This is a genomic window from Flavobacterium sp. GW821-FHT12A05 (genome assembly GCF_058807735.1).
The window spans coordinates 585487-610281 of sequence record NZ_JBXAQY010000001.1 but is presented as its reverse complement, the minus strand read 5'-3'; the positions used below and the strand labels follow the sequence as shown (position 1 = coordinate 610281).

Annotated in this window: 23 protein-coding genes; 7 read left to right on the top strand and 16 right to left on the bottom strand. The window is 33.2% G+C overall.

Translation table 11 applies throughout. From position 1 onward, the window contains the following. The first annotated feature begins 50 nt into the window (after window positions 1-50). Window positions 51-824: a protein BamP4 gene (fjbamP4, locus tag AC1RRQ_RS02375; protein WP_493021055.1), complete on the top strand. Its 774-nt coding sequence runs from the start codon at window positions 51-53 to the stop codon at window positions 822-824. 196 nt (window positions 825-1020) lie between these two features. Beyond that, window positions 1021-2334, top strand: coding sequence for a TIGR00341 family protein (locus AC1RRQ_RS02370; protein WP_493021053.1), 1314 nt, complete (start codon window positions 1021-1023; stop codon window positions 2332-2334). Window positions 2335-2594: 260 nt separating this feature from the next. Here AC1RRQ_RS02370 and AC1RRQ_RS02365 read toward each other — a convergent pair whose 3' ends face one another. From AC1RRQ_RS02365 to AC1RRQ_RS02355, 3 genes are all read right to left on the bottom strand, one after another. Further along, complete coding sequence (locus AC1RRQ_RS02365) at window positions 2595-4055, bottom strand: aminoacyl-histidine dipeptidase (protein ID WP_493021051.1); 1461 nt, start codon at window positions 4053-4055, stop codon at window positions 2595-2597. Window positions 4056-4207: 152 nt separating this feature from the next. Continuing rightward, window positions 4208-4501 carry a type II toxin-antitoxin system RelE/ParE family toxin gene (locus AC1RRQ_RS02360; RefSeq protein WP_493021049.1) on the bottom strand — a complete coding sequence of 98 codons (294 nt, stop codon included), beginning with the start codon at window positions 4499-4501 and terminating at the stop codon, window positions 4208-4210. After that, window positions 4498-4710 carry a hypothetical protein gene (locus AC1RRQ_RS02355; protein ID WP_493021047.1) on the bottom strand — a complete coding sequence of 71 codons (213 nt, stop codon included), beginning with the start codon at window positions 4708-4710 and terminating at the stop codon, window positions 4498-4500. The genes AC1RRQ_RS02360 and AC1RRQ_RS02355 overlap by 4 nt, the downstream gene beginning before the upstream one ends. Before the next feature lie 83 nt (window positions 4711-4793). On the opposite strand from AC1RRQ_RS02355, the gene AC1RRQ_RS02350 reads away from it, so the two are divergent. From AC1RRQ_RS02350 to AC1RRQ_RS02340, 3 genes are all read left to right on the top strand, one after another. Next, on the top strand, window positions 4794-5855 hold the full coding sequence (locus tag AC1RRQ_RS02350; protein ID WP_493021045.1) for a DUF3810 domain-containing protein: 1062 nt from the start codon (window positions 4794-4796) through the stop codon (window positions 5853-5855). Between the two features lie 113 nt (window positions 5856-5968). Further along, entirely contained in the window at window positions 5969-6463 is a 495-nt protein-coding gene (locus AC1RRQ_RS02345; protein ID WP_007810116.1) for an RNA polymerase sigma factor, read from the top strand. Window positions 6464-6471: 8 nt separating this feature from the next. Then, window positions 6472-7104, top strand: a complete 633-nt coding sequence (locus AC1RRQ_RS02340; protein WP_493021042.1) for a DUF8845 family protein — start codon at window positions 6472-6474, stop codon at window positions 7102-7104. A gap of 68 nt (window positions 7105-7172) precedes the next feature. On the opposite strand, the gene AC1RRQ_RS02335 is transcribed toward AC1RRQ_RS02340, so the two are convergent. Further along, entirely contained in the window at window positions 7173-8003 is an 831-nt protein-coding gene (locus tag AC1RRQ_RS02335) for a lysophospholipid acyltransferase family protein (protein ID WP_493021040.1), read from the bottom strand. Between the two features lie 125 nt (window positions 8004-8128). After that, the gene (locus AC1RRQ_RS02330) at window positions 8129-8779 is read right to left on the bottom strand and encodes an NUDIX hydrolase (protein WP_493021038.1); all 651 of its coding nucleotides are present in this window, start codon (window positions 8777-8779) and stop codon (window positions 8129-8131) included. 90 nt (window positions 8780-8869) lie between these two features. Here AC1RRQ_RS02330 and AC1RRQ_RS02325 point away from each other — a divergent pair, with 90 nt between their 5' ends. Further along, window positions 8870-9310, top strand: coding sequence for a DUF4268 domain-containing protein (locus AC1RRQ_RS02325; RefSeq protein WP_493021036.1), 441 nt, complete (start codon window positions 8870-8872; stop codon window positions 9308-9310). Window positions 9311-9448: 138 nt separating this feature from the next. On the opposite strand, the gene AC1RRQ_RS02320 is transcribed toward AC1RRQ_RS02325, so the two are convergent. The 5 genes from AC1RRQ_RS02320 to mnmA all read right to left on the bottom strand — a co-directional run bounded on the left by AC1RRQ_RS02320 (window position 9449) and on the right by mnmA (window position 14631). Continuing rightward, window positions 9449-10351, bottom strand: coding sequence for a hypothetical protein (locus tag AC1RRQ_RS02320; protein ID WP_493021034.1), 903 nt, complete (start codon window positions 10349-10351; stop codon window positions 9449-9451). Between the two features lie 64 nt (window positions 10352-10415). Beyond that, window positions 10416-10826, bottom strand: a complete 411-nt coding sequence (locus AC1RRQ_RS02315) for a hypothetical protein (protein WP_493021033.1) — start codon at window positions 10824-10826, stop codon at window positions 10416-10418. A gap of 20 nt (window positions 10827-10846) precedes the next feature. Next, window positions 10847-11791, bottom strand: coding sequence for an NAD(P)H-dependent flavin oxidoreductase (locus AC1RRQ_RS02310; protein ID WP_493021031.1), 945 nt, complete (start codon window positions 11789-11791; stop codon window positions 10847-10849). 8 nt (window positions 11792-11799) lie between these two features. Beyond that, window positions 11800-13401, bottom strand: coding sequence for a S8 family serine peptidase (locus AC1RRQ_RS02305; protein WP_493021029.1), 1602 nt, complete (start codon window positions 13399-13401; stop codon window positions 11800-11802). Between the two features lie 42 nt (window positions 13402-13443). Next, window positions 13444-14631: a tRNA 2-thiouridine(34) synthase MnmA gene (mnmA, locus tag AC1RRQ_RS02300; RefSeq protein ID WP_493021027.1), complete on the bottom strand. Its 1188-nt coding sequence runs from the start codon at window positions 14629-14631 to the stop codon at window positions 13444-13446. Window positions 14632-14771: 140 nt separating this feature from the next. On the opposite strand from mnmA, the gene AC1RRQ_RS02295 reads away from it, so the two are divergent. Beyond that, window positions 14772-16649, top strand: coding sequence for a PEP/pyruvate-binding domain-containing protein (locus AC1RRQ_RS02295; RefSeq protein ID WP_493021025.1), 1878 nt, complete (start codon window positions 14772-14774; stop codon window positions 16647-16649). Between the two features lie 65 nt (window positions 16650-16714). Here AC1RRQ_RS02295 and AC1RRQ_RS02290 read toward each other — a convergent pair whose 3' ends face one another. The 6 genes from AC1RRQ_RS02290 to nagB form a co-directional block, all read right to left on the bottom strand. Beyond that, window positions 16715-17272 carry a DUF4956 domain-containing protein gene (locus tag AC1RRQ_RS02290; RefSeq protein WP_493021023.1) on the bottom strand — a complete coding sequence of 186 codons (558 nt, stop codon included), beginning with the start codon at window positions 17270-17272 and terminating at the stop codon, window positions 16715-16717. Between the two features lie 204 nt (window positions 17273-17476). After that, window positions 17477-18193 carry a toxin-antitoxin system YwqK family antitoxin gene (locus tag AC1RRQ_RS02285; RefSeq protein ID WP_493021021.1) on the bottom strand — a complete coding sequence of 239 codons (717 nt, stop codon included), beginning with the start codon at window positions 18191-18193 and terminating at the stop codon, window positions 17477-17479. Between the two features lie 151 nt (window positions 18194-18344). Beyond that, window positions 18345-20255 carry a membrane protein insertase YidC gene (yidC, locus tag AC1RRQ_RS02280; RefSeq protein ID WP_493021019.1) on the bottom strand — a complete coding sequence of 637 codons (1911 nt, stop codon included), beginning with the start codon at window positions 20253-20255 and terminating at the stop codon, window positions 18345-18347. An 83-nt stretch (window positions 20256-20338) separates the two neighbouring features. Next, entirely contained in the window at window positions 20339-21952 is a 1614-nt protein-coding gene (gene pyrG / locus AC1RRQ_RS02275) for a CTP synthase (RefSeq protein ID WP_493021017.1), read from the bottom strand. Window positions 21953-22405: 453 nt separating this feature from the next. Continuing rightward, window positions 22406-22639: a DUF3820 family protein gene (locus tag AC1RRQ_RS02270; RefSeq protein WP_493021016.1), complete on the bottom strand. Its 234-nt coding sequence runs from the start codon at window positions 22637-22639 to the stop codon at window positions 22406-22408. 224 nt (window positions 22640-22863) lie between these two features. Continuing rightward, complete coding sequence (gene nagB / locus AC1RRQ_RS02265; protein ID WP_493021014.1) at window positions 22864-24792, bottom strand: glucosamine-6-phosphate deaminase; 1929 nt, start codon at window positions 24790-24792, stop codon at window positions 22864-22866. Window positions 24793-24795 lie beyond the last annotated feature (3 nt).

Here is a 24795-nt window from a genome sequence, read left to right as displayed (position 1 = left end):
TGCAAAATATTTAATCTCGATTTACTACTTTTAGTGCTTTAAATCAGGATATGAAATATTTCGCAGTTTTCTTTTTTTTACTATTCTCCGCCGTTAGTTTTGCGCAAGATGTTGAATCAACAACCCCGCAAAGAGTTTCAGGTTACATTATAAACGATGATAGTAAACAACCTCTTTCTAACGTAAATATCATTAACACAAACAAAGTACGCGGTGCAAAATCAGATGCAAAAGGGTATTTTGAAATTGATGTACAGCCTAACGACACCATTCACTTCTCTCTTTTAGGATTTCAATCTTTAAGAATCAGAGTAACAAATGACTGGATAAAAAATAAAGTAACCCGAATTCAGCTTACTGAAAAAGCTATCGCACTTGAAGAAGTTGTTATTGCTCCTTTCAGCCTAACAGGTTATCTTGAAATTGACTCGAAATTAATTCCAACAAAAGAAAACTACCGTTACAGTATTTCGGGGCTTACGCAAGGTTATGAAGCAGGTGAATATTCTCCAAATGCTTTTGGAAAAGTATTGGGATCTATTTTTAATCCGGCCGATATGCTTTATAATTTCTTTGGGAAAAACGGACGAGAACTCAAAAAACTCAAGGACATGAAAAAAGACGATACGATTAGAAATCTCCTTGAAACTAAATACGATCGCGAAACCATAGCGGTTCTTTTAGGAATAAGCAAAGACGAAATCCCTGAAATCATGCATCGTTGTAATTACTCTGATGCTTTTATCCAGACAGCAAATGATCTTCAAATTTTAGACGCCATAAGCGGTTGTTATGAACAATATAAAGTACTTAAAAGGAATTAAAACTTTACTCTTACCATAAAATACAAATCCTCAATTTAAAAATTGGGGATTTTTTATTTTATAAAATCTCCTTTACTTTTATCCTTTCATTCTTCTTCACCCTTATAAAGATAGGTTTTAGCACTTTTTTTGATTAAATTAGACTTCTCATTTTTATAAGAAACACCGCTTTCAATCCTAATTTCATTAAACATTCATGACAGATATAACTAAAAAAGTTTTAAACTTCATTGACCTTCATAAAGGCGAAGAAAACAAAAAATCAGTTATCGAAAACATAACAAGCACCATATCATTTAGAGGTTCAAACATCTGGATTTTGGCTTGCGCTATCATTATTGCTTCTGTAGGTTTAAATGTTAATTCAACAGCGGTAATTATTGGAGCAATGTTAATTTCTCCATTAATGGGACCAATTGTTGGTGCTGGTTTTGGCTTAGGAATGTATGATTTTGAGCTCTTAAAGAAATCTATAAAAAATTTACTTATTGCTACAATTGTCAGCCTGACAACTTCGACAATCTATTTTTATTTAAGCCCTTTTAAAGAAGCCCAATCCGAATTACTAGCCAGAACATCACCAAACATTTACGATGTTTTAATTGCGTTCTTTGGAGGCTTAGTTGGTGTAATTGCCGTGACACGCGTAGAGAAAGGAAATCCAATTCCCGGAGTTGCAATTGCTACTGCATTAATGCCACCGCTTTGTACTGCCGGATACGGTCTGGCACTTGGAAATTATATTTATTTTTTTGGTGCCTTATACCTTTATATGATCAACTGTGTGTTTATTTGCATTGCCACTTTTGCCATTGTAAAATACTTAAACTATCCCATCGCAAAGCAATTAGACCTACAACATCAAAAACGCGTAAAGTATATTGTTTCAATTTTGATATTACTTTTAATTGTACCCAGTATTTATTTTGCCTACCAATTATACATACAAAAAAACTACAATTCAAAAACAGAAATCTTTATTCAAAAAGAATTTTTAGACAAGGATTACCCTATCATCTATAAAAAAATTAAATACAACACTGATCCTAAAAAAATCGAATTGGCCTTTTTAGCTAAAAAATTCAACGACACTGAGATTATCGATCTTAATAAAAAATTATCCAATTACGATTTACCAAACACAAAGTTGATCATCCGGCAAGACACTGTCAATTTAAGAAAGGATATCATGAATCAGATTAACAGCAACCAGAGTGCAATAGATCAAAAAGATATTATCATTAACGACTTGAGAAATCAATTAGCACAATATCAATTCAATAATATCCAAATCAGCAATGAAGCCAAAATACTTTTCCCTGCTATAACTTCGCTCAAAATAGGAAATTACAATACCGAAAACGAAGAAAACAAATCTAAAGTCATTCCTGTAATTCTTTTTGAAAGCAAGAAAAAAATGGATCTGGAAACAAAAAATAAAATGAAAATGTGGCTAAAGGAAAGACTTAAGAAAGATTCGATCGAAGTATATCAGCAAAATGATAAATAAACCCAAATGATCTGATCTATCAATAAAATACTCATTACCTTTACTTTATAATTCAATTATTAATACTGAAAAGCCATGTCAAAAAGCCACGATGCTAAAAAAACAGCAAAAAAAGAACCGCTAAAAACGGCTAAAGAAAAGAAAGAAGAAAAAAGAGAGAAGAAAAATTCTCCTAAGAGAGATTAAATTTTCAGTCTCAGTTTACAGTCTCAGTTTACAGTTCTTAAAACTGCATACTGAGACTGGACTGAATACTGTGACTATTTCACCGGAATATTAGAAAGAATTTCTAAAACAAATTTCCAATATTTTTGTGCAGATGAGATACTAGCTCTTTCGTCTGGAGAGTGCGCTCCGTGAATTGTTGGTCCAAAAGAAATCATATCCATATCTGGATAATTTGTACCTAAGATGCCGCATTCTAAACCAGCGTGACAGGCTACAACTTTAGGTTTTTCTCCATTTTGTTTTTCGTAGATTCCAACCAAAGTATCTAATATTTCAGAATTTACGTTTGGAGTCCAACCCGGATAAGAACCAGAAAGTTCAACCTCGCATCCTACTAATTCAAAAGCTGAACGTAAAGAATTAGCCAAATCGAATTTAGAAGATTCTACAGAAGAACGAGTTAAACATCCAACCAAAATCTCTCCGTCTTTTACAATAACACGAGCAATATTGTTTGAAGTTTCTACCAAGTCAGCCATATCAGCACTCATTCTGTAAACTCCGTTATGAGCAGCGTAAATTGCTCTTATAATTCCTTCCTGAACACCTAAATCCATTATTTTCTCCGGCAAATCGGTTTTCACGATTTCGATAGATAAATTTGGTTCAGTTGTTTTATATTCTGCTTTGATATCAGTAATAATTTCCTGCATATCATACACATAAGCTTCATCAAACATTTGAGAAATAATTACCTTAGCCACACTTTCTCTAGGAATTGCATTTCTAAGACTTCCTCCGTTAATTTCAGAAACCTGCAATCCAAAGTTTTCAAAACCATCAAATAATAAACGGTTCATGATTTTATTTGCGTTTCCTAAACCTTTATGAATATCCATTCCTGAATGACCTCCATTTAAGCCTTTTACGGTAATAGTATACCCAACAGAGCTTTCCGGAACTTCTTCTTCATTATATGTTCTTGTAGCCGTTACATCGATTCCACCAGCACATCCAATATCAATTTCATCATCTTCTTCAGTATCTAAATTCAATAAAATCTGACCTTGAAGAATGCCGCCTTTTAAATTTAAAGCACCTGTCATTCCGGTTTCTTCGTCAATTGTAAACAAAGCTTCAATTGCCGGATGCGGAATATCTTTACTTTCTAAAATTGCCATAATTGTAGCTACTCCTAACCCATTGTCAGCACCAAGCGTTGTACCGCGGGCACGAACCCAGTCACCGTCAACGTACATATCGATTCCCTGAGTATCAAAATCAAAAACAGTGTCAGCATTTTTTTGGTGCACCATATCAAGGTGTCCCTGCATTACAATTGCTTTTCGATTTTCCATTCCCGGAGTTGCCGGTTTTCTGATGATTACATTTCGGATTTCATCTTCAAAAGTTTCTAAACCTAAGCTGTTTCCAAAGTTTTTCATAAACTCGATTACACGTTCTTCCTTCTTTGACGGACGCGGAACGGCATTCAAATCTGCGAATTTATTCCAAAGTGCTTTTGGCTCCAGATTTCTTATTTCCTGACTCATTATATTTTGTTTGAAGTTTAACAATTAAGAATGTCAAAGTTACAAAGTTTATATTTTTTTTCGCCACAAATTTCACGAATTAGCACTAATTATAACAACTATAAAATGAGACTGCATAAAAACTGGAAACTTCAAAAGAAAGTCTTAGGTTGTTATATAGGGTATTTTGAAGGATTCAACGAAGTATTAAAAACAGACAAAATGTGTACTGTTTTCAGCTCTTCATCAATAAAATAAAAGATAATAAATGGGAATTTTTTAACAGGAAGGCCGCGATAATCCTTATATCTGATTTCAAAAAAAGGATTTCTAGATATAGTGTCTAAGTGCTCATCAATCATTTGATAAAAATATTCACCTAAACCAGACTTTTTGGAATCATAATAATCAATCGCATCTTGTATATCAACAAGTGCTCTTGGCTCAATTACAACATTAAAAATCATTTCTCAGATTTAAATCGTAACTGTTTTTTTGCTTCATTCCAAGGCAGAAAATCATCCGCTTTTGAAGTTGCTCTTCTTTCATCCAACAAATTTTTCATTTCTTCAGTCACAGAAAACTCATTAATTACAGTTTCGTAATTGAATTTTTCAATTAACTGCATAAAGAAAGACAATTCGTTATCCGGAATATTTAAAGTGATTTGTGTCATTTTCCTTGTTGTTGAATAACAAATTTACAAAAAAGAAAACGAACTACTATTTTAATTATTATTTTTAACCAAAAAGTAAAACCGTGACGCGAAAATATATACTTCCCTTATTTCTTTTAGTTCAAATCCTCTTTTTAAGAATCCTGAGATATTTTCCAGATTTTGTCGAAGGTTTTTACAGCAACAATTTATATGTTAGAATATCGCACTTTTCCAGAACTGTTTTAGGTAAAATTCCATTTTCTGTTGGCGATTGTATTTACGCTATTCTGATTTTATCTATAATAAGCTGGTTTTGGAAAATACGAAAAACATGGAGAACGGATTGGAAAGATCACTTACTAAAAATGTTAGGAAAAATTTCTGTCTTTTACTTTCTTTTCCATCTTCTCTGGGCATTCAATTATTATCGTGAACCTCTTTTTGAAAAAATGGAAATCAAAAGAGAATATAACGATGTTGATCTTTTAACTTTTACAAAAAGATTAATTGTAAAAACGAATGAAATTCAATTGGCAATCACCAAGAATAAAAACAAAAAAATTGTTTTTCCTTATTCGCAAAAAGAATCATTTCGAATGATTTTAAACGGTTATGACAATTTAGCAAAAGAACATCCTTATTTTAAATATGAAATCTTAAGCGTTAAAAAATCACTATTCAGCGTTCCGCTAACCTATATGGGATTTGGCGGTTATTTAAATCCGTTTACCAACGAAGCTCAGGTAAATGATTTATTGCCAATGTATAATTTTCCAGTTACAACTTCGCATGAAATGGCACATCAAATTGGTTTTGCAAGTGAAAGTGAATGCAACTTTATTGGTGTTTTGGCTTCGGTTAAAAATGAAAATCTATATTACCAATATTCCGGATATAGCTTTGTTTTGCGTTATTGTCTTGGAATTTGGAAATTCAAAAATGAGAAGATTTTCGATGTTTTGAAGAAACAAGTAAACCCTGGAATTTTAAAAAACTATCAGGAAAGCCAGGATTTTTGGAAAAAGTATGATACTTTTATAGACAAAGGTTTTCATTTTTTATATGATAATTTCCTGAAATCAAACAATCAGAAAGACGGAATAGATAGCTACAGTAAGTTTATCGATTTGATGATTAATTATTATAAAACAAAAGAATTATAGTTTTGCCACTGATTACACAGATTTAAATGATTTTTATTTTTAATCATTCAATCTGTGGCAAAAAAAACAAATCCAACTGTAACAAAAGTGATTTCAACACTACTAATACTTTTATGAGCGAAAATCTAGAACAGTCATTTGTTGCGCAATTGCAGGCAAATCAGAATATAATCCACAAGATTTGTAGGTTATATACTGCCGGCGAAGACGCTCATAAAGACTTGTTTCAGGAAATCACTATACAGCTCTGGAAAGCGTATCCAAAATTTAGAGGCGACAGTAAGTTTTCTACCTGGACTTATCGTGTTGCTTTAAATACCGCAATTACCTTATACCGAAAAACCAAAAGAACCATATCGACCGTAGATTATGAAAGTCATCAGCATTTTGTAAAAGATGTAGATTACAATTATGAAGAGGAAGAACAGATTAAATTGATGTACAAGGCAGTTTACCAGCTTAACGACATCGAAAAAGCATTAGTTTTTATGTATTTAGAAGACAAAGATTATCAAGAAATAGCTGAAACCTTAGGGATCAGCGAAGTGAATGCGCGCGTGAAAATGAACAGAATTAAAGGGAAACTTAAAAAAATACTAAATCCTTAAAAATTATTATGAAAGAACTGGATTTACTAAAAAAAGACTGGAAAAAGAACTCTGATTCTTTTGAACAAATTTCTGAAAAAGAAATCTATAAAATGATTCACAAAAAATCATCTTCAATTGTGAAATGGATTTTGATTATCAGTATTTTGGAGATTTCGTTTTGGACTTTTTCAAACTTATTTATTAATACCGATGATGTTTTACGAAAAATAAATCATCCGGAAATTGTGGTTACGCTTGAATATTTAACATACTTAAATTACTTAGTAGGCTTAATTTTTGTGTTTATCTTCTACAAAAACTACACTACGATTTCGACCACAGTGGCCACAAAATCTTTAATGAGCGCTATTTTAAGAACCAGAAAAACGGTTCAGTATTATGTGTGGTATAATTTAGGAATGATTGTAATTACATCTATTTTAAGCTTCTTCATTGCTTTTGTTTACAATCCTGATATGGCTTTCTTAAGAGAAAAATTAGCTGTAAACGGAAAAGCAATGTTTACCACAATAGGTATTTTAACCTTGGTTATATTAGGCTTCTTTGGGTTATTCTGGTGTTTTTACAGACTATTGTACGGAACTCTATTACGCAGACTGTACGTGAATTATAAGGAGTTGAAGAAAATTGATTTCTAATGAAGGGGCTAAGGTTCTAAGGAACTAAGGTGCTGAGTTTTGAAACTTGAAACCTGAAACAAAAAATTCTAACTTTCGTTTTCTGAGGCTTTGTAACTCCATCTTCTCATTTCGTTAAGTTCTTCTTCCACTTTGATTACTTCGGCTGGAATAACTTTTAAAAATGAAGGATGTTGTTCGATTGCATATTCTACTTTTTCAACGATTTCGTCGATTGTGTCATTTTCATAATCAATTTCAAGAGGTTCTTTGATGATGAAAGACTGCAGGATATTTTTCTTTTTCATACGAAGTCCTTTTTTATCAAAAGAACGACGGAAACCGTCTATTACAATAGGAATTACAATAGGTTTATGCTGTTTTATAATATGTGCTGTTCCTTTACGAACGGGTTTAAAAGATTTTGTTGTTCCCTGCGGAAATGTAATAACCCAGCCATCTTCAAGCGCAATTCTGATATTTTCTGTATCGTTTGGGTTTACTTCGCGTTTTTCGGTTACGTCTACCCCTTTTGCACGCCAGGTTCTTTCAACGGTTATAGCTCCAACGTAGGCTAAAATTCTAGGTAATAATCCTGCCTGCATGGTTTCTTTTGCAGCAACATAATAGATATTCATTTTTGGCTGCCATAAATAACCAATGTTCTTAATAGTATCTTGACGTCCGCTTAAACTTGCGTTAAACACATGAAACATTGCCACAACATCGGCAAAATAAGTCTGGTGATTGGATATAAACAAAACATTTGTATCAGGAAGTGTTTTAATAATTTCAGATCCTTCAATCTGCAATTCGTTAAAACCCCTGTATCTTCTATGAGTCATGGCACCCAAAACACGGATTAACCATTTCTTGATGAATAATATATGTCCAAAAGGATTTCGTTTAAACAATCCCATAGCTTTGTTTTGTATTTTTCAGTTAAGTCGCAAACATACAAAAATTATTCTTTTAGCAATAGATTTATAAATTTACGTAAATAAATCACTACCGCGATGAATATCAAATTGTTAATTTTATTCTATTACGAATTTTCTGCAAAAGTAAATTTTAAAACATCACGCAGTTCGCTTAAAATCATTGCCGTTGCTCCCCAAACAATATGATTTTGAATATTAAACGCAGGAACTAAAGCATTATTTGCATAAGAAGTTGACAATGTGGCTTCGATAATAATTTCGTCGTCTAAGAAAACAGACAAGGGCAGTTCAATGATGGAGGCAACTTCTCTAATATCCGGATAAAATGAAAGTTCTTCTTTGGCAATTCCTAAATAGGGATGAACTAAAAAATTACTTGGCGGAATATACATGGGCGTAAAATGCTTTATTACCTCAATTTTTTCAGGAAGGATTCCAATTTCTTCGTTGGTTTCGCGTAAAGCTGTTTCCTGAAAATCAGCATCTGTAGTTTCATATTTACCACCCGGAAATGCTATTTGTGAGGAATGTACGCCGTTATAAGCATTGCGGACAATCAAAACTATATGTGTTTTTTCTTTTTTAGGATAAAACAACATCATAACCGCAGCAATCCTCGGATTTTTTGCTTCGATATTTAAGTTTTTCAACTCCTGAATACGTTCTTTCGGGGCCATTTTTGCGTGCGCAGTTTCTGCCGGCAGTTCAACCGGAATTAAATTAGGAACATATTGCAAAAAATCTTGAAAATCCATATTCAAAGTTTATTTTTGTACTTTCAAATAAAATATAAATATACTCTAGAAAATGCGGTTCTACAAGTTTTCTAAAACAAAGCCATAAAAATGTACAGCAGAGAAGAATCACAAAGAATAAAAAGGGAATTTTGGGTTGCTTTTGCAGAAAAGTATCCAAGAAAATGGGTTCTTTATGATACCAAGATTAAAGATTTCTCTTTTAAATTTTTTGTAGACAATAAAAAAGCCCAGGTTTTAATTGACATTGAACACCGAAGCGATGAAAAACGAAATGCTTATTATGAAAAAATTGAAGCTTTAAAAAATATTCTGGAAGAGGAATTCATCAAAGATTTGGTTTTCGAAAAAAACTACACTTTAGAAAGCGGTAAAACCATAAGCCGAATCTGGGTCGAAAAAACGGGAGTCGGTTTTAGCAATCGCAATAACTGGGATTCAATTTTTGATTTCTTCAACGAAAACATGCACGCTCTCGAAATGTTCTATCTGGAGTATGATGAGTTTATTAAGGATATTGATTCTTTATAGCTTCTAAGGTTCTGAGGTGCTAAGATACAGAGGTTTTTTATACTTCTGAAAAATAGGAAACGCTTATTGAAATAGATTTATTTCAATAAGCGTTTGTTTATTTCATGCAGTTTAATTTGAATATCTAATATCTCAAAATCATTTCTGATTTTGCAGCTTCAACATAGCTTTAATCTCCATTATATCTTTATTTTGATTTTCTAAACTTATAATTTTGCTGTTTTGAAGTTCTAGTTTTTTATTCTGTTCAATTACATATAAAGTCAATTCTTCAATCTTTTGCAATAATTTAGCATTCATTTCGCTAAGATTTATGCCTTCACTTTCCATTTTAGCAGCAGGATCGATCTCAGGAAGATGTTTATTAAGTTTTATATAATTTTCCAATTCATTAAGAGGTAACAAATCGTAATCATTTTCAAAAACAAAATCACATCCTCGGTTCAAACATACTTTAACTTCTTCGGCTCTTAAAGTTCCAAAAACATCAATTATACCTGTATTTGATATCCTCATACGTTCACCGCCAGCAATAAAAAATTTATGAGAAGTATAATGATGAAATTGAAGGGCATCATTCCATGCAGGATTACTGATTCTATAGTGTTCCCTATTTATTGATCGATCAAAATATATACTTTTAAAATCTAAGGTGATATCTCCTCCTACTTCAAATTTTGTTTGAGGATCTGATACTCCAATTCCAACATTACCATTTTGCTGAATCCTAAGCCTTTCATTTCCCATTGTAAAAAACTTATGAGAAGTATAATGATGAAATTGGAATCCATCATCCCAAGCAGGATTACTAATTTTATATTGTTCCCTATTTAATGAACGATCAAAATAAATCGTTTTAAAATCCAAAGTAACATCTCCTCCCACTTCAAATTTTGTCACAGGATCTGATACTCCAATTCCAACATTATTATTACTTGAATTAGATACTCCGTTTGTACCATTAGGTATAAATAAATCTTGCGAAAAAGATTTTGCTGCAATAAAAAAAATCAAAAAGGAGAAAGTAGTTTTTAATTTCATAGGTTTTTATTATTCAATTAAAAGTACTTAGCATCTTAGAAACTCAGTACCTTAGAAACTTATTTTAAACATTAAAAATATTATAAACTATAATATGATCGTCATAGTTTATGTAAAGCTGTTTGCGGTAATCTTGTTTTTTGCGGGTAATAATTGAAAGTTTGCATTCTTTACCGTCGTTGTCTTTGCAGATAAAAGAATATACAATATCGGTATCGTTTTCTTCGCGTTCTATATAATCTAAAATGCTAAAAAGCTGAATTTCCTGAGAATACACTACAATTCTATGTTTGTCAGTATCTAAAACAACCGAAAGATTCACTAAATCAAGGTTCGACCATTCTCCCCACTTACCTCTTTCATTTTTTTCTAAAACACTAAATCCCGAAGTTTTAAAATGATAAGACTGACTTTGAACCTGTTGCAATCCAAACCCTAAAAACAATAATAGTATATAAGTGCGTATAGAAGTCATAAAATATTTCTTGCAGATAATTAAAACTCAAATGTAGCTTTTTCTTTGCGAGCGGCTTTAAAATCGGCGATCATTTCTTGAATAATTTGTTCGACAGGCAAAATTTCATGAATCAATCCGGCAATTTGTCCTATTTCGAGTTCACCCTCTTCCAGATCGCCTTCAAACATTCCTTTTTTGGCTCTTGCTCTTCCTAAAAGCTGGATTAAATCTTCCTTTGAAGGGCACTTTTCATACAGCGCCTGAACGTCATTATAAAATTTATTCTTAACCAATCGAACAGGAGCTAATTCTTTTAAAGTCAACTGCGTATCTCCTTCTTTTATATTAACTATTGTTTGCTTAAAATTATTGTGGGCAGAAGATTCTATAGAGGCTGCAAAACGACTTCCTACCTGAACACCATCGGCACCTAAAACCATAGCAGCCAGCATTCCTCTTCCGGTGGCTATTCCTCCTGCTGCTAAAATTGGAATTTGAATTTTTTTCTTCACCATCGGAATCAAAGTTAAAGTTGTCGTTTCATCACGGCCGTTGTGTCCTCCGGCTTCAAAACCTTCGGCAACAATAGCATCAACACCAGCTTCTTGTGCTTTTAAAGCAAAAACACTACTGCTTACCACATGAACCACTGTAATTCCTTTTTCTTTTAAAAATGAAGTCCATGTTTTGGGATTTCCTGCCGAAGTAAAAACGATCTTAACGCCTTCTTCGACAACGATATTCATGATTTCCTCAATATTAGGATATAACATCGGAATATTAACCCCAAAAGGTTTATCTGTAGCTTTTTTACATTTCTGAATATGTTCTCTTAAAACATCCGGGTACATTGATCCTGCACCAATTAAACCTAATCCGCCGGCATTGCTTACTGCCGATGCTAATTTATAACCACTATTCCAGATCATACCGCCTTGAATAATTGGATATTTTATATTGAAAAGCTGTGTAATTCTATTCATTAAAACTTTTATTGCTTTATTATTTTTCCTGTTTTATGTAATTCTCCTGCATCGAAAGTATAAAAATAAAGACCGTTTGTTAAACCTTCAACAGAAAGAACAGGATTTTGATTTGTTATTTGTTTCTCGATCAGTTTTTGTCCTAATAACGAATAAATAGAAACTGAAGCCGTTTCATTTTGGAACAAAAAAGAAATATCTGATTTTACGGGATTTGGATAAACCAGAAAATCTACATAAGTCTTGAAATTTTCTACACCCAGATTAGCGCCAAAATTTGGGATTCCATATCCATAATTATTATCAGGATTAGTAAATCTATCTGAAGAAGTCAAAATCATTTGTCTGATTTCTTTATTAGTTTTAGTTGGAAAAGCCTGCCATAAAGATGCTGCCATTCCGGCCATAATAGGGCACGAAAAAGAAGTTCCATCAGCTGCGCCTATAGTTCCATTTACATTAGCAACTACCGCAGAAGATCCTTGTGCCATAACATCCGGTTTAATTCTTCCATCAAAACTTGGCCCTATCGAACTAAAACCAGACTTTATTCTAGAAGCCGTAACCGAGCCAATGGCTAATACAGAAACCGCATCGGCCGGAGAACCAATATGATTTTCCGCTTTTGCACCCTCATTTCCAGCAGAAGCTAGAACTAAGATTCCTTTACTAAAGGCGATTTCAGCACCACGCGAAACGAAATTAGTTGTTCCGTTCATATCGCTGTAAGTATGATTATAACGTGGTTCATCTCTTTGATTAAAATACCCCAATGAACTCGTTATAATATCTACTCCTAAAGCATCGGCTTTTTCAGCAGCTTCAACCCAAAGTGATTCTTCAACAGGGTTTTCTATGGGTCCAATTTCTGTAATAAAAAGATAATAAGATGCATTTGGAGCTGTTCCCACCAAAGCGTTTTCTTTGTAACCTCCCATAGTTGAGAGTACTAAAGTTCCGTGACTATCTCCAGTATAAAAATTGGCGTTTCTAGTCGTATAGTCGTAACCGCCCAGAATTCGGTTATTATTTCTAAGATTTTCAAATGGCTGCGCGGTATTTACACCCGGAAATCCTCCATCTAAAACGGCAATAATTTTTCCCTCTCCGGTAAAATTCTGCTTATGCAAAGCCTGCCCGTTCAGCATCTGAATTTGATTGGCCGAATTACCGTAAGAATAATCAATTGTTGTTTTTAGCTTATCAAGTGTTTGGACAGTATTTGTTTGAGAAACTTTTTTTCCGGTAACATTTAAGCTTTTATCAGCAAAATCTACTTTTTGAACAAAAGATAATGATTTCAAAGCATTGATATTAGCCTGTGTACCACGAATATGCAACGCATTCAGCCATTTAGACTGCGCCATCACTGTTATTCCTGTACTGGCTTTTATTTGATTTACATAGGAAGTTTCTACAGGAGCATCTGTTGCATCTAAAGCTATGCCTTGATTCGTTCGCCTGTCTAAAGCTCTTTGAGAAAGCTCCGACAGCGGATTATTAAAGAATGCCTGAGCATTTGGTTTCGCATTAAAATAAACCCAGGCTTCTTCCTGAGAAAATGCAGTAAACGAAAGAAGTAATACTAGTAAAGTAAAGCTGTATCTCATATTATACTTTTTAGCGGAATTTCTTCCTAAGAAAGTATAAAGCTAAGAAATTACTCCCGAACCAACTAATTCATTTTCTAAATACCAGGCTACGAACTGACCTTCTGTTATAGCAGACTGCGGCTCTTCAAAACGAACGTACATACCGCCTTCAAATTGATGTAAAGTTGCTTTTTGCAATGGCTGACGATAGCGAATTCTCGCCATTACTTCCATTTTTTCGCCTTCATTCAATTTCAAATCTTCGCGAACCCAGTGCACTTCGGAGTTTCCCACAAACAAAGCTTTTTTAAACAATCCAGGATGATTGCTTGTTAAACCTGTATAAATCGTATTACTATCTACATCGGTAGCAATTACAAATAACGGATCTGTAGTACCTCCAACGTTCAGTCCTTTTCTTTGTCCGTTAGTAAAATAATGCGCTCCCTGATGTTTCCCCATGAATTTCCCCATTGTTGGAAGATAATTCAGTTTTTGAGATTCAATTTTTAATTCGTCTTCTAAAGATATTCCAGCTGGTTTTTCAATTGTATAAATTGGATCATTTTTATCAATTTGAACAATTTTACCTTCTTTTGGCTGTAATTTTTGCTGCAAAAATTCAGGCAAACGTACTTTTCCAATAAAGCAAAGTCCTTGAGAATCTTTCTTTTCGGCCGTAACCAATTCCATTTCAGCAGCGATTTCGCGAACTTCAGGTTTTGTCAACGCCCCAATTGGAAACAAAGCTTTAGACAATTGTTCCTGAGATAACTGGCATAAGAAATACGACTGATCTTTATTAACATCGTTTCCTGCAATTAATTGATAAACCGTTTTTCCGTCCACTTCAATTTCGCTTTTTTGGCAGTAATGTCCAGTCGCAACATAATCGGCCCCAAGACTTAGGGCGATTTTCATAAAAACATCAAATTTGATTTCGCGGTTACAAAGCACGTCAGGATTTGGAGTTCGTCCTTTTTCGTATTCATTGAACATATAATCAACGATTTTTTCTTTGTATTCTTCGCTTAAATCAACAGTTTGAAACGGTATTCCAAGTTTTTCTGCAACCAATAAAGCATCGTTACTATCTTCTAACCAAGGACATTCGTTAGAAATAGTAACCGAATCATCGTGCCAATTTTTCATAAAAAGCCCAATAACTTCGTATCCTTGCTGCTGCAATAAATAAGCTGCAACACTAGAATCTACTCCACCAGAAAGACCAACTACTACTCGTTTCATTTTAAAATTTTTATTTTTACAAGGGTGCAAAGATACGCCATATTTTAGAAAATTACAGTGGTTTTGATTGGTTTATATAATTCGACAGTAGATAAAACTTATGGTTTAAATACTTACTTTTAATATTCAATAAAATTGTCATGAAAAAATACATCTACAGCTTATTTTTCTTTTTCATTTTTATGTCTTTAAGCGCACAAAGATATTCTTCATCATTAGCCAATTATGAAACTTACAAGGCATTTAGAGGAAAACCTTTATCGGATAAATTCTCGAATATCGAATCGGTAAAAGTGATTTATGATTTAAGGAAACAAAAAATGTATTATTTCAACAGTACATTGATTCCGCTTCATTACGATTTTGTGATTAATTACCTGTATTACAATCAGGATTTAGAAGTTTTTAATAATAACAACTACAGCAATACTCAAAAAAACCGTGATTTTTTACTAGGAAATCTAAATCATATTAAAGGAACTGAGAAATGGATTTTCGAGTTGGCCGCGTCAGATCACATGCCTATTGATCTTATTGAACGTTTTTTCAACCTGGTCAAAAAATCAACTTTTATTGGCGAAAATTTAAAGTTTTATTTGAATAATCCGGAACAGATGGAATGGTTTCGTCTGGAACAATTTAAAATTCCATGTGTAAAATCAGATTATATTTTTAATGAAATAAAATATCAGGAAGTCGTTTCCGGAACTAATATTGGCATTTTAAAACAATACAAAATCAAGGATTTAGACAAAACAAAACCTAAACCGGATGAGATTATAGTTTTAGACGGAACACCGGATATTCTGCCAAATGTAAAGGGAATTATTGTAACCGATTTACAAACGCCGTTGAGCCATTTAGTTCTTTTAGGAAAAAACAGAAAAATTCCTATCATGGCTTATACATTGGCTTTGAAAGATGAAAACATACAGAAACTGCTTTCTAAAAAAGTAGAACTTAAAATTAAAGTCGATACTTTTTTTATCAAAGAAACCGATAAAAAAATAGTGGTTAAAACCAGTTCCAAAACCAAAAAGCTAACCATTGACACCACAGTTACAGATTTAGTCGATTTATCAAAAATTCCTAAAAAAGGCGTCAATTATATTGGATCGAAAGCTCAAAACATGGCATATTTAATTGCTATTGCTAAAGAAATTCCGTTTAAAACTCCGGAAGATGCGCACGCTATTCCGTTTTATTATTATTCTAAACACATTCAGAAAGAGTCTATTTCTCCTTTGATAAAGGAACTTTTGGCTTTTCCGAAGAAAGATTCGACGGTTTGGGTAAATCAGCAATTGAAAAAAATACGCGATGCGATAAAAAAAGAACCTGTTGATCCTGAATTAATTTCAAAATTAAACTTGGCTTTTAAAAATGCGAAGTTTAAAAATTTTAGATTTCGATCTTCTACAAATGCCGAAGATCTCGACGATTTTAATGGCGCTGGATTATATGATTCTAAAACCGGAATTTTAGGCGACAGCATTAAAACATTTGAAAAAGCGATTAAACAAGTTTGGGCAAGTGTCTGGAATGAAGCTTCGTACAACGAAAGAGAACTTTTTGGAATCGATCAGCAAAATATTGCGATGGGTGTTTTGGTTCATCGTTCTTTTCCGGATGAACTGGCCAATGGCGTTGTAATTACAAAGAACATTTTTAGGCAAAACTTTCCAGGAATTACAGTCAATGTTCAAAAAGGAGAAAACTCGGTTGTAAAGCCCGAAAAAGGAGAAATCTGCGAGCAATTTGTTGCTTATCATTTTAACTCCGGAACTAACGATGATGATTTTGATGTCGATTATACTTCAAATTCAAATCTCAACAACAATGAACCGCTGTTAAGCAGAAAAGAAATGAGCCGGCTTTTTATGGTGAGTAAAAAAATCGAGGAAAGAATGTACCGTTATTGGAGAAAAAGTCAGTTTCACCCTGTTGATATGGAATTTAAGATCGTGGGAGAAAACAGGGATTTATATATAAAACAAGTTCGTCCTTTTAATGATTAGCCACAGATTAGGGAATTAAAATGATTTATAAAATGTGCTGGTAAAACTCTCGCAGATTTGGCAGATTAATAATACACCAAAAGATCTATTTCGTTTGTAACGGTATTGACCAAGACAATTTTAAAATCGAAATCCTGAATGTTTATTTTTTCCTGAACGGCTTTGCGGATGTTTCCGTTTTCTAAAGAAAAATCGCTTATAAGCGGGATTTTTACATCGACAACATTTAAATAATTTGAAGCTTTTTTATTGACAATTATGGATGCCACAATATAAAAACCGATGATGATTACTTGAAAAAAGAGAAGAATTTCTATTTTTTCAAACGGATACATGATGTCTAAAATAGAAAGGGTAATTGTGGCAAAAAGAAATATTATGGCGTTTACGGTAAACGATTGTGTCCTGAATCTTAGAATAGAAAAAATGGCAAATAAGCCAAAACCAATTCCAACTCCAATTTCGATTTTTGTAAACAAATAACAAAGCGAAAAGGTACAAAGCCCCACAATGACCATTAATGGATTTATGGTTTCATTATCTTTTCTGTTAGAGAAAAAATACAAAACTAAAATCGAAAAAAACAACAATAAAAATCGTCCGGCAAGTTCGTTTAAATCCATTGAATCAAAATATTAGCAAATCAAATTTAAACAATTGGGAAAAATTCAGCCACGAATTCATGAATTTATTTTAAACAAAAATGGTTTGCCACGAATTACACGAATTTGCACTAATTTTATTAAACAAAGAGCGAAAAAATTAATTCGTGTAAATTAGTGTAATTCGCGGCAAAAAAAATGCCCGCATGGCGGGCAATAATTGTATTATTCATTTTTAGCTTTAGAATCGGCTTTATAACTCGCTTTTGGATCGCTCATATTCACTTCTTTGGTTAATTTTCCTCTGACGTAAAACTGCCACATTCCGGCTTTTTTTCCGTTTAAAAATTTCCCTTTAGAAGCAATAGCCCCATCTGAATCATAAAAAACAGCATCGCCGTTAAACTCATTATTTTTATACATTGCGTCTTCTAAAAGAATGCCGTTTTGTCCATATCTTTTATAATTTCCTTCTCTTAAACCGTTTTTGTAAGCCATTTCCTCAGCAACCTTAGCATTTGGATAATACACCGTTCTTTGTCCGTCTAGTTTACCTTTTTTATAGTTTTCAGAAGTCATTAAAACCTTTGAAGCTTTGTGGTAATATTTCCACTCTCCTTCTCTGTCTTTTCCTATTTCTTTTCCTTCGCTTACTTTATTCTTTTTCTGGTCGTAAAAAATAGTGTACGAGCTTCCGTCATTGGCAGTAAAATCGCGTGTAGCAATTACATCGCCTTTTTGAGTATCATCAAAAAAGTTGAAAATTCCAGTTTCTTTTCCGTGGCTGAAAGTTCCTTCATATCGAGGACGTTTCGACTCATAAGTGCCTTTCCAGATGCCGTCTTTTTTTCCGTTGGCATCTAATTTATTAAATTCGGTTTGAGCGCTTAGAAACAAAACATTCAATAATGCCAGTCCAATTAGTATTCTTTTAGAAATCATTTGTTATTCAATTTAAAACTTAAACGAAAATTCGCTTCATAAAGTATATTTTAATTCTTCTCAAAGTTAAAATTTTCATTTTTCTTTTCGAAAAGAAACTTCCCTCACAAAATAAAAAAATCCCGATTAAATCGGGATTTTAAAAACTTATTTATTTTTTGCCTTGAGCTTTCTTAGCTGCCTCTTGCTGCTCCATTACATCCTGAAGACGCTGCTGGAACTTACTTGGCTTTTTAGGTTCTCTCAATTTATTTTCCTGAATTTGAGCGTGAATCTTATCGCTGTCAACAATATAATTTTTGATAACGAACATGATTCCAATTGTAATTAAGTTTGAAATAAAGTTATACAAACTTAATCCGGCACCATAACTATTAAAGAAAATTAACATCATTAATGGCGAAACGTAAATCATGATTTTCATCATCTTCGCCATGTCCGGCATACCTTCTTGCTGAGGAGCTGCCATTTGTTGATCTCCTGATGTCATTTTCATGTAGAAGAAAATCGCAATTGCTGCCAAAATTGGAAACAAACTGATATGATCTCCGTACAATGGAATATTGAAAGGTAATTTTACAACCGCATCAAAAGATGATAAATCGTCTGCCCAAAGGAAACCTTTTTGTCTTAACTCAAAAGCTGATGGGAAGAACTGGAATGACGCATACATAAACGGAAGCTGAATCAAAGCCGGAATACATCCTGCCATTGGGTTTACTCCTGCTTTATTGTACAGTTTCATCGTTTCTTGCTGTTTCTTCATTGGGTCTTTTTTGAATTTTTCTCCCAACTCAGCAATATCAGGACGTAAAACTTTCATTTTAGCCTGCGACAAGAATGATTTATATGTAATTGGCGACATGGCCAATTTAATAATAATAGTAAAAATGATAATGGCAATTCCTAATGACAATCCAATTGTTGAACTTAAGAATCCGAATAATGGAATAAAAATCAATCTGTTAATCCATCCAAAAATCCCCCATCCTAATGGAATGATTTTTTGGAAATTTTTGTCATACGATTTTAAAACCTTATAATCTGCTGGTCCAAAATACCATTGCATTTTATAATCAATCTCTCCATTTGAAAATGCCAAAGGAACATTTGTTTTAAACTGTTTCGTAAAAACAGTATCGATTTTTTCGTCATTTACTAAATTAGTCGATTCTAATTTAGAAGTTGCAAACGGTTTGTCTGTTACTAATATAGAAGTAAAGAAGTGTTGTTTATAAGCTATAAAACTAACTTTTTCAACTGTTTCTTCTTCATGTTTCCCTAAACCTGCATAGTTTATTTTTCCATCTTCATGCTCATAATAAATTTCGGCATAACGGTTTTCATAAGAAATACTTTTTTCGTTTCTAAACGTTTTTAAATCCCATTGTAAATCTAATGGTTTAGAAGAATTTAAAACTCTGTTTAATCCTTGAGAACGAATATCGAAACCAACTAAATAATCGTTTGGTTTTAAGATGTATTTATATTCTAAAAATTCATTAGCTCCAGCTTTCAAACGCATTGATAAAACCTGATCTGCACCAATTTTTTCCAAAGTCGGCTCGAAATACAAATCTTTAGAGTTTAAAGTTCTGTTGTCAACTGTTTGTAATTGAATGTTTAAATGAGAATTATTGTCTTTAATTAATTCAACTAATTGTCCTGAATTTTTCTCAAACTTTTTGAATTCCTTTAAAGTAGCTTCAACTATATAACCACCTTTATTAGCGATTGTAAGTTTGATCTTTTCGTTTTCAATTGTAGTAAAAGATTCTTTTGCAGAAGGAAGCGTAGCAGAATATGCGAACCCGCCTAAAGTTTTTTGCAATTGTGCTAATTGAGCAGTATCACCAGGAGTTGCAGCAACGATTGGTGCAATTGCAGTTTTAGCTTTTTCAGCTTTTGCCTGAGCTTCTTGTTTAGCTACTAATTCTTTCTTGGCTTTTTCAGCAGCAATTTCTTTCTCAGAAGGTTGATTTTGATAAAAAATCCAAATCAAAATTCCGAATATCAATACAAAACCAATGATTGAATTAAGGTCTAATTTTTTTTCTTCCATTATTAATTTAAAAAAAGTTATTCGTTGATGCTTATTAGTAATGAGTCGATCTCAAAAGTTACAGCTTCTTAGAATATTAATTATTATTTTTTATGCGCATTTACGGCAGCTGCCACAAAGTTTACAAATATTGGGTGCGGATTTGCCACTGTACTTTTGTATTCCGGATGGTATTGAACACCTATAAAGAATGGATGGTTTTCAAGTTCCACAATTTCTACTAATCCAGTATCAGGGTTTACTCCAGAAGCTTTTAAACCAGCTTTTTGCAATTCGTCAGCATATTTGTTATTGTACTCATAACGGTGACGGTGACGCTCTGAAATTGTTGTTTCACCGTAAATTTTGTGTGCCAGCGTATTTGGTTTAATATCACATTTCCAAGCTCCTAAACGCATTGTTCCGCCTTTATCTGTAACATTTTTTTGTTCTTCCATTAAATTCACAACCGGATGAGGCGTTTTCTCGTTCATCTCTGTTGAATTGGCATCAGCATAACCTAAAATATTTCTAGAATATTCGATAACAGACATCTGCATTCCTAAACAAATTCCGAAAAATGGAATATTGTTTTCACGTGCATAACGAACTGCTTCGATTTTTCCTTCAATACCTCTTTCTCCAAATCCAGGTGCAACTAAAACTCCATCAAGAACGCTTAATTTTTCTTCTACATTGTCAATATTAATGTGTTCTGAGTGAATAGAAATTACATTAACTTTAGTTTCGTTTGCAGCACCAGCATGAATGAACGCCTCTAAAATAGATTTGTAGCAATCCTGCATTTCTACATATTTACCAATCAAACCAATATTTACAGTCTGCTTTGGATTTTTTAATCTTTTTAAGAAAGTATTCCAGTTTTTAAGGTCCGGAGATGCTTTTTTAGGCAAATCTAATTTTTTCAAAGCCACAACATCTAATCCTTCTTCAAGCATTAAATTTGGAACTTCGTATATTGTTGAAGCATCAATTGACTGAATAACTGCTTCTTTTTTAACATTACAAAACAAAGCTAGTTTTTGACGTAATTCCTGAGACAATTCATGCTCAGTTCTACAAACCAAAATATCTGCTTTGATTCCGCTTTCCATCAACGTTTTTACAGAGTGCTGTGTAGGTTTTGTTTTCAATTCACCCGCAGCTGCCAAAAATGGAACTAATGTTAAATGAATAACAATTCCGTTATTTTCTCCTAATTCCCAAACTAACTGACGAACAGATTCTATATAAGGTAATGATTCAATATCACCAACAGTTCCACCAATTTCAGTAATTACAATATCGTAATCGCCAGATTTACCCAGCAATTGCATTCTGTCTTTGATTTCGTTTGTAATATGAGGAACAACCTGAACTGTTTTTCCTAAAAATTCTCCTCTTCTTTCTTTTTCAATAACTGAAAGGTATACTCTTCCTGTTGTAACGTTATTTGCCTGAGAAGTAGGAACGTTAAGAAAACGCTCGTAATGACCTAAATCTAAATCTGTTTCTGCACCATCATCTGTTACATAACATTCTCCGTGCTCGTACGGGTTTAACGTTCCCGGATCCACATTGATATACGGATCAAATTTTTGAATAGTTGTACGGTATCCTCTTCCTTGTAACAATTTTGCTAAAGATGCCGCGATAATCCCTTTTCCTAATGAAGAAGTCACACCGCCTGTAACAAAAATATATTTTGTTTGATTCATTCTGTTGTAGTTTGTATTGTAGTTGTGTAAAAAACTTGGCAAAAGTACAAATTTAATTAGATAATTTATCAATTAGAGAATGAGATAATTTGCAAATTTTTAAACAGATCGATTACTTGGTTTTGTAATCGATAATTTTAACTTTTAATTAGAGATTTTTTTTGCAGAATGTCTTTAATTCTGAGTCTAAAATTTTTTTAAGGATGCTTTGAAAGAAAATAAATGTAAAAAATGAAGAAGTACTGCGTCTGTTTTCTACAGTAATAATTATTGTATACTTTTCTGGCAGGTTTTTAAACAAAAAAAATATTATAATTTAAAAACACTGACTTGTACACATTTATGAATTCAGTCTTGAATTCTGTGGTATCATTTTGTTTTTAGAAATTATAATATTTTTGTATTTCAAACTTAAATAAAAAATTCGAAACTTCCAAAGATTTTTCTTACTATTTATATCGATTTAGGATATTGTTTCTTGATATTTCGTATTAATTCTTCTAAACCGTTAAGTTTTAACTCGTAAATAAGCTGTAATTGCTGACCCAATTCTCCTTTTGGAAAACCTTTATTATGATACCAAACAACATAATATTCTGGTAAATCGATTAAAAAACGTCCTTCGTATTTCCCGAAAGGCATTTTGGTATGAGCTAATTTTATGAGAAGTTTTTTGTCTTGTTCCATTTTTTTTAAAGAAGAAAGAAGCAAGAGAAGAGAATATAGATTCATTCTCTTTCTTGCTTCTAGTTGGTACAAAGCTATTATTTTTTTTTTCTTATGCCACAGATTAAAAGATAGTTTTCAGTCTCAGTATACAGTCTCAGTTTTAAACTTACTGTTCACTGAGACTGAAAACTGAGACTGAAAACTGAAAACTTAGAATCTTAGTCCCTCAGAACCTCAGCATCTTAATAATGCCATCTCACAAAAGCTTCCATTGCAGCATAAGTTGCTAAACCTAATTGTTGATACAAGGCTGCAGTTTCGCTGTTTCTGTCTTCGGCTCTCTGCCAAAATTCTCTGGCATCAGTTCCCTGGAAAACAACACCGTCTTTTTGCGACTGATGTTTGAAGATTCCGTGACGTTTTGCCAAAACCTGGTCCGGGCTCATTGGCACAGCCATTTCGACTTCGTCAATTCCCCATTCCTGCCAAGCACCACGGTATAACCATAACCAACAATCGTCCATAAATGGTTTTGGTTTTAAAGCTTTTACAGCTTCAAAAATAGCATCAAGACAAACTTTGTGTGTTCCGTGCGGATCTGCCAAATCTCCTGCAGCGTATATTTGGTGCGGTTTAATTTTCTCAATTAAATCCATTGTAAGCTGAATATCTTCTGGTCCAATTGGTTTCTTTTCAATTGTTCCTGTTTCATAAAATGGTAATTCCATAAAATGAATCTGATCATCGGTTAAACCAACAAAATGACTTGTTGCTCTCGCCTCACCTTTTCTGATTAATCCTTTAATGTAACGAACTTCCGGAATATCAATTTCGCTGTTCTTTTTATTCTCTAAAAAGGTTTGCGCTTTTTTGTAAATGTTATCGGCTTCCTCGCTTTTGATTCCGAATTTTTCGTTGTAATCAATCACGAATCTTGCAAAACGCAGTGCTTCATCATCCGCGACAGCGATATTTCCTGAAGTCTGGTACGCCACATGCACCTCATGCCCTTGTTCCTGCAAACGCATGAAAGTTCCTCCCATACTAATAATATCATCATCAGGGTGCGGACTGAAAATCAATACACGTTTTTTAGCAGGCTCTGCTCTTTCAGGACGATTTGCATCTTCGGCATTTGGTTTTCCGCCCGGCCAGCCGGTAATGGTATTTTGAAGTTTATTGAATATTTTAATGTTGATGTCGTATGCCGGACCAGAATCTGCCAATAAATCGCTCATTCCGTTTTCGATATAATCTGCATCAGTAAGCATTAAAATTGGTTTTTTAAGATCTAATGCTAATCCTAAAACTGCTTTACGAGTTAATTTATCTGTCCATACGATTTTCTCAACCAGCCAAGGTTTGTTAATTCTGGTTAGTTTTGAAGAAGCTTCTTTATCTAAAATAAAAACTGCATTGTTGTGCTCTTGCAAAAACGAAGCTGGAACTCGGTTAGTTACTTCATCTTCTACCGATTTTTTTACAATATTTGCTTTTCCTTCACCCCAAGCTAATAAGATAACTCTTTTGGCTTCCATGATTTTTTTAACTCCAAGCGTAATAGCTGTTCTTGGTGTATTATTTAATCCGAAGAAATCTTTACTAGCCGCAACTCTTGTAATATGGTCTAATGCAACTAAACGCGTCTTAGAGTTTTGAAGCGATCCAGATTCATTAAAACCAATATGTCCGTTTCCTCCAATTCCAAGAATCTGAAGATCGATTCCGCCTAAAGCTTCGATTTTAGCTTCATATTCGTGGCAGTAATCGGCAATTTGTTCTTTTGTTAAAAGTCCGTCTGGAACATGAGCGTTTTCAGGTAAAATATCGACATGATCAAACAGTAATTCTTTCATAAAACGAACATAACTGTTAATAGAGTTTGGCTCCATTGGGTAATATTCGTCCAGGTTAAAACTGATTACGTTTTTAAAACTCAATCCCTCTTCTTTATGCAGGCGAACTAATTCAGCGTACAATCCTTTTGGAGAAGAACCTGTTGCCAGACCTAAAATACATGGCTGATTTTCTTTTTGTTTGGATTGAATTAAAGCTGCAATTTCCTGAGCAACTGCTTTTGAAGCTTCTGAAGAATTTTCAAAAACAACCGTATTGATGTTTTCGAATCGTTTTTCGAATCCTGTTGCTTTGTCGATTTTACTTTTTAACATGAT